At 38.0% G+C, this 5,869-nt stretch carries 5 protein-coding genes; all 5 read right to left on the bottom strand.

What is annotated here, in order from left to right:
- A partial coding sequence (locus tag QZ357_RS08990; RefSeq protein WP_290776353.1) for an FtsW/RodA/SpoVE family cell cycle protein occupies nt 1-477 on the bottom strand: 477 nt, incomplete at its 3' end.
- Nucleotides 478-486: 9 nt separating this feature from the next.
- Nucleotides 487-1,863: a UDP-N-acetylmuramoyl-L-alanine--D-glutamate ligase gene (gene murD, locus QZ357_RS08985; RefSeq protein ID WP_290776351.1), complete on the bottom strand. Its 1,377-nt coding sequence runs from the start codon at nt 1,861-1,863 to the stop codon at nt 487-489.
- Between the two features lie 13 nt (nt 1,864-1,876).
- Nucleotides 1,877-2,881, bottom strand: a complete 1,005-nt coding sequence (gene mraY, locus QZ357_RS08980) for a phospho-N-acetylmuramoyl-pentapeptide-transferase (protein WP_290776349.1) — start codon at nt 2,879-2,881, stop codon at nt 1,877-1,879.
- The gene (gene murF / locus QZ357_RS08975) at nt 2,881-4,254 is read right to left on the bottom strand and encodes a UDP-N-acetylmuramoyl-tripeptide--D-alanyl-D-alanine ligase (protein WP_290776348.1); all 1,374 of its coding nucleotides are present in this window, start codon (nt 4,252-4,254) and stop codon (nt 2,881-2,883) included. Before murF ends, mraY begins: the two co-directional genes overlap by 1 nt.
- 75 nt (nt 4,255-4,329) lie before the next feature.
- Nucleotides 4,330-5,869: penicillin-binding transpeptidase domain-containing protein (locus QZ357_RS08970; protein ID WP_290776346.1), on the bottom strand; the 1,540-nt coding region annotated here is incomplete at its 5' end.

Below are 5,869 nucleotides of genomic sequence, written 5' to 3'. Positions count from 1 at the left end.
AGCTATAAGCCCACACACAAGAGCTGCAAGTCCCATATAAGGAAGTATTCCGTATCTGAAAGTACCGATAAGCTCTTTCTTCTTTTCCAAAGAATATGCCATAAAAAGTATTAAAGCAACTTTATTAAACTCGCTTGGTTGTATTGTACCTCCCGGTATACTTATCCATCTTTTTGCCCCGTTAACGTTAACCCCAACGAAAAGAACAAGCACCAGAAGAATAATTGCACCAATCATAACAATAGGTGCGAAACGTTTGGTTTTTCTGTAGTCTATGTTCGATATGGTTATCATGAGTGTTATTCCCACTATGGCAAATATAAGTTGTTTAATAAAATAAGAGAAGGGACTTCCTTCAATCCCCGAATTATACATACTGGCTGAAAAAATTGAAATAATACCAAAAACGGTAAGACCTATTACCGTAAGAAGAAGCCAATAATCCATCGTCCTCTTGCTTTTTCTTGCTTCTCTCATATAGCTAGATTATCCTTTCAGATTTTTAACGTATTCTTTAAACGCCCTTCCCCTTTGCTCATAATCGTCAAACATATCAAAGCTGGAAGTTGCGGGAGAAAGCAAAACACTCTCTCCGCTACTTGCAAGCTCTCTTGCTTTTTGACAGGCTGCGTAAAAATCCCCTTCAACGACACAGTATTTTTTGTATCCGTATCTGTCCAGGGTATCTTTTATTTTATTCTTTACATTACCGTAAAGAACAATACATTTAATATTATCACTTAAGTTTTCGGCTAAACTGTCGAAAGGTGTCTTTTTGTCATAACCTCCAAGCATCAAAACAGTGTTCTTTTTCATGGATTTTATGGAAGTTATGGTAGCATCGACGTTTGTTCCTTTTGAATCGTTTATATATTCTATGCCATCCACCGTGTCAACATACTCTATTCTGTGCTCGACACTTTTAAAATTTTTAAGGGTATTTACTATACTCTCCTTCGAAACTCCTTTAACAACGGCGCTAAGCACCGCCCCCATAACATTCATTACATTATGAAGACCGTATAATTTTAATTCGTTTATATTTATCAAAGGATATGCTTTATCTTCAAAGTTGATGATTATCTCATTGTCTTTCAAATAAGCATTAGCTTGTTCGTCCCTCTTCGTCGTAAAAGTAAGAACCCTGCTTTTTGCTCTTTTGCTTAAATTCATTAAGATATCGTCTTCTTTGTTTATCACAAGATAATCGTCTTCGTCTTGATTTAAAAACACATTGCCCTTTACTCTCACATACTCTTCGAAAGTGCCGTGTCTTTCAAGATGGTCCGGAGTGATGTTTGTCATTATCGCCACATTCGGCTTGAATTTATCCGTCATTTCCAATTGATACGAGCTTATTTCAAGGGCGTATATACTGTTTTCATCCCCCTTATCCGCATCGTTTATAAAAGCATCTCCTATATTTCCGTTTACGTAAGTTTCGTATCCTGCATTTTTAAAAATCTCGCCTACCAAAGTAGTCGTTGTGGTTTTTCCGTTTGTACCCGTTATCGCAACCTTGTATCCTTTGCAAAACCCGTTTGCAAATTCAAACTCGCTGTATACGGGTATTCCGTTCTCTCTCGCACAGGTTATGGGAAAAGCTTTCGGAGGAACCGACGGAGATACTATTACTGCTTCGCATTTTTTTATTTCTTCTTCGTAGGGCTGCCTGCCAAGAAGAAAAGTTATGTTTTTATCATCTTTTATTCCGTCTATTCCAAAGCCAAGCTTTGCTATATCATCGTATTCTTTAGTATCCGTCAAATATACTTTTTTATCCGATTTCGAAAGGAATTTCGCAGTGGAAACACCGCTTCTTCCCCCTCCGACAACCATATATGTTCCGTCTTTTAAATTCATTTATAATATCTCCTCAGTTAAACATTATAGGAAGGGACAATAAAGATATCAAAACCAAAACAGCGGTTGTAATCCAAAAACAAATTACTATCTTCGTTTCATGATGCCCCAAAAGCTCAAAATGGTGATGAATCGGAGCCATTTTAAACAATCTTTTGCCCCCGGTTTTCTTGAAGTATCCAACTTGAAGAACAACAGACAATGCCTCTATAAAATAGATACCTCCGGCAATCAATATAAAAAGTTCCGATCTGGTAAATATCGAAATTATAACAACCGCACCGCCAAGTGCCATCGACCCCGTGTCTCCCATAAATATGGAAGCGGGATGTGCGTTATAACATAAAAATCCCAAGCATGCACCTATCACGCTTGCTGAAAAAATATTCATTGAAGTAAATCCGTTTGCGAGGGAAAATACCAAGAAAAATACCAGTATTATCATCGTAACACCACAAGCAAGACCGTCCAAGCCATCCGTCAAATTAGCCGCATTTACGACTGCAACTATCGCTATAATAACAAAAGGAATATAAAACATCCCCATATCCCAGGTAAGATCGGTAAAAGGTATCAAAACCCCCGTTCCTATAGTCGGATGAAAAGCCGCATATACGGCTACCGCACCTGCTGCCGAAAACTGCAAAAGCAACTTTTGTATCGGAAGCATTCCAAGATATGGAACAAGAACCCCGCCTTCAGAATTAAGTCTGTTTTTTTGAACCATTTTAATATAATCGTCCAAGAATCCTATAAGCCCGAAAATAAGAGTCACAAACAACGCAAACACCAAATCTCCGTCTGCCTTTGTAAAAAACAAAGCACAGGTAATGAGAATGGCGAGCATCATAACAAGTCCCCCCATAGTCGGTGTTCCGGCTTTTTTATAGTGACTTTTCGGTCCAAGCTCTCTTATAGTCTGCCCCATTTTAAGTCTTTGTAAAAAAGGAATAAATTTCGGTGTTAATAAAACTACTATTGCAAATGAAATCAGAGTGGAAAGAATTGTATATACCATTAATTTTTACCCCCGTCTTTAACTGCTTTCACTATATCTTCAAACGCCATTCCCCTGGAAGCCTTAAACAATATATAATCCCCCTTGGATAAATAGCTTTTTATATTTTTTATAAGTTCTTCTTTGCTTTCAAAATATACGGCTCTCTCTTCGTCAAATCCGTTTTCAACTGCACCTCTTACGATATGCAAACTGTCCTTTCCCAAAGCCAAAAGCAAATCTATATTTTTTTCTTTAAGAAATCTTCCGCATCCGTAATGTTCCCGCTCGCTTTCTTTCCCAAGCTCAAACATATCTCCCAAAACGGCTACTTTTCTATTATTGCCACTGATATTCGATAGTAAACTCAAAGCTTCTTTCAAAGCGTCGGGATTTGAATTGTACGTATCGTCTATAATAGTAAAATCTTTTAATTTTTCTATACGCATTCTGTTGTTGCTTGGAACAAATTCCAAAATTCCCTGCTTTATCTGCTCATAATCAAGTCCGAAGTGAAATCCCGTATATATGGCAAAAAGACCGTTGTATACACTGTAATTGGCGGGAATATTTACATTGAAAGAATATTCTTCGCCCTGCCAGCTAACCTTAAAAGAAACGCCCTTTCTGTCAAATTTCAAATCATACGCTTTGAAATCTCCGTTTTCTATACCTACTTTAACGACTTTAAAATCATCGTTTTTATAATCTCTAAAGAACTCATTGTCTCCATTGACCACAAGGGTTGCGCCCTTTTTGAGTCCCTTTGTTATCTCCGTCTTTGCTTTAAATATATTCTCCTTGCTTCCAAGGTTTTCTATATGTGTAACGCCGACATTCGTTATCATTGCATAGTCAGGTTTAACCAAAGAACTTATCTTTTCTATCTCGCCTTTATGGTTCATTCCCATTTCGATAACGGCAATCTCGTTTTCCTTTTTCAGATTAAACAACGTAAGAGGAACTCCCGTCGTACTGTTATAGTTTCCTATGGTCTTCATAGTATTGTATTTTTTAGACAACACTCCCGCAACCATATCTTTTGTTGATGTTTTTCCCGCACTTCCCGTAAGTGCCACAAAAGGAATATCAAACTCATTTTTATAACTCAATGCCATATCATAAAGAGCCTTGAGAGTATCTTCAACCTGTATTTGAAAACACTCTGTCTGCTCTGTAAATCTTTTTACTATACAACAAGCCGCACCTTTTTCGTCGGCTTTTTTCACAAAGTCATGACCGTCAAGAGCCGTACCGTCAAGAGCAAAGAAAACATCTCCCTCTTTTACAAGTCTGCTGTCGATAACAACTCCGCTTACGGTATTGTGCTTACCTTTATGTATAATTTTGCCGTTTACCGCTTTTTCCAATTTTGATATATCAATACTATACATATATTACCTCAAATTTTTTAATATCTGACTTATTATATCACTTTTACAAGATAAGTTAAAAGATTTTTACGCAATTTACTTAACATATTCAAAAGTAACGGTAACTCTCGTTCCCTTTTTGACCGTTTTTCCGGCTTTGATACTTTGCTTTGTCGCAATTCCCCCGCCTTTTATTTCCATCGTAAGCCCGAGCTTGGTAAGTGCTTCGTTCGCCCCCTGAACGCTCATACCTTCCAAATCAGGCATCGTAACCGTCGTTGAAGAAACATCGTCCACAACAAGCGTTATTTTATTTTTGTAAGTTTTTTGAACATCACTTTGACTTACAACAACCCCATCTTTTTGATTTTTGTTTTTATATGTGATTTTGTATTTTATATTCAAAGAATCAAGCAGACTCTTTGCATCCGTCAAGCTCTTCCCTCTTACATCGGGAACCGTCACTTTGCTGTTTAGGGTTTTTATTCCCTTACTTGAATTTTGAGATTTTGTATTCAAATAATTAACCGAATTTTTGAGTATCTCAGATGCAATCGGAGTTGCCGTGGTACTTCCGTAACTTCCGTTTGTAGGTTCATCCAAAATTACTATAACCGCAATTTTCGGATCGTCGTACGGAGCAAAACCAAAGAAACTCGTAACATATTTTGAGTGAGAATATTTGCCGTCAACTATCTTTTGAGCAGTACCTGTCTTACCCCCCATTTTAAGGGTTTTAGAATCGTATTTTGACAATACATCGGATTTCGTAACAACCCCTCTTAAGTATTTCCTCATGGTCTTTGAGGTGTCCTTTGATATAATCTGTCTTACTACTTCTTTGTCATAACTTGTCGTTATCTCGTTATCTTCCCCTTCGGTAACATATTTTACCAACTGAGGCTTTAACAAGTATCCGTCATTGATTATAGAACTAAGAGCCATTATCATCTGTATAGGAGTGGTTGAAATCCCCTGTCCGAATCCCTTTGTAACGTAATCGACTATATTTACGTTCTCATTTGGGGGAACTATACCGCTTTCTTCTCCTCCCAGAGAAATACCCGTCTTGGAACCAAACCCGAAATTGTATATATAATCATAAAACACATCCGGTCCCATACGCATCGCAATTTCCATCATCGCAGGGTTACACGAATTGGCAACCGCTTCCGCAAGAGACTCGCTTCCGTGAGCATTCGGATATACCGCACACCTTATCTTTGTACCGGCAACAACCTTATATCCGCTACAATAAAATCTTGAAGACTTGGTAATAGAACCTTCTTCCAATGCCGCCGAAACGGTAACGGGTTTAAAGGTAGACCCCGGCTCGTAGTTCAAACTTATATTCGGATTATCCCACATCATAGCGAGCTTTTCACTCTCGCTCATCTTTTTCTTTTTCCCGTTCTTTTCCGTATAAAAATCAGAACTGAAATTTTCTGCAAAATCTTCATCCAGTTTCCAAGGGTCGTTTAAATCATAACTAGGATTTGCAGCCATTGCCAAAATTTCCCCGGTGGAAGGATCCACCGCAATGGCCATCGCTCTTTTGGCCCCTGTCTTCTTTATACCTTTTTCGAGAGCACTTTCCGCATACATCTGTATAACACTGTCTATACTGAGAACAAGA

The organism is Anaerofustis sp., from assembly GCF_019420015.1.
GTDB lineage: Bacteria > Bacillota > Clostridia > Eubacteriales > Anaerofustaceae > Anaerofustis.
Note: the sequence above shows the minus strand (reverse complement) of the source record. Positions and strands in the feature narration are given on the sequence as shown.

What these genes read in the sequence shown, in the direction of transcription:
- murD (WP_290776351.1), bottom strand. Translation starts at nt 1,863, where the DNA reads ATGAATTTAAAAGACGGAACATATATGGTTGTCGGAGGGGGAAGAAGC.
- murF (WP_290776348.1), bottom strand. Translation starts at nt 4,254, where the DNA reads ATGTATAGTATTGATATATCAAAATTGGAAAAAGCGGTAAACGGCAAA.
- mraY (WP_290776349.1), bottom strand. Translation starts at nt 2,881, where the DNA reads ATGGTATATACAATTCTTTCCACTCTGATTTCATTTGCAATAGTAGTT.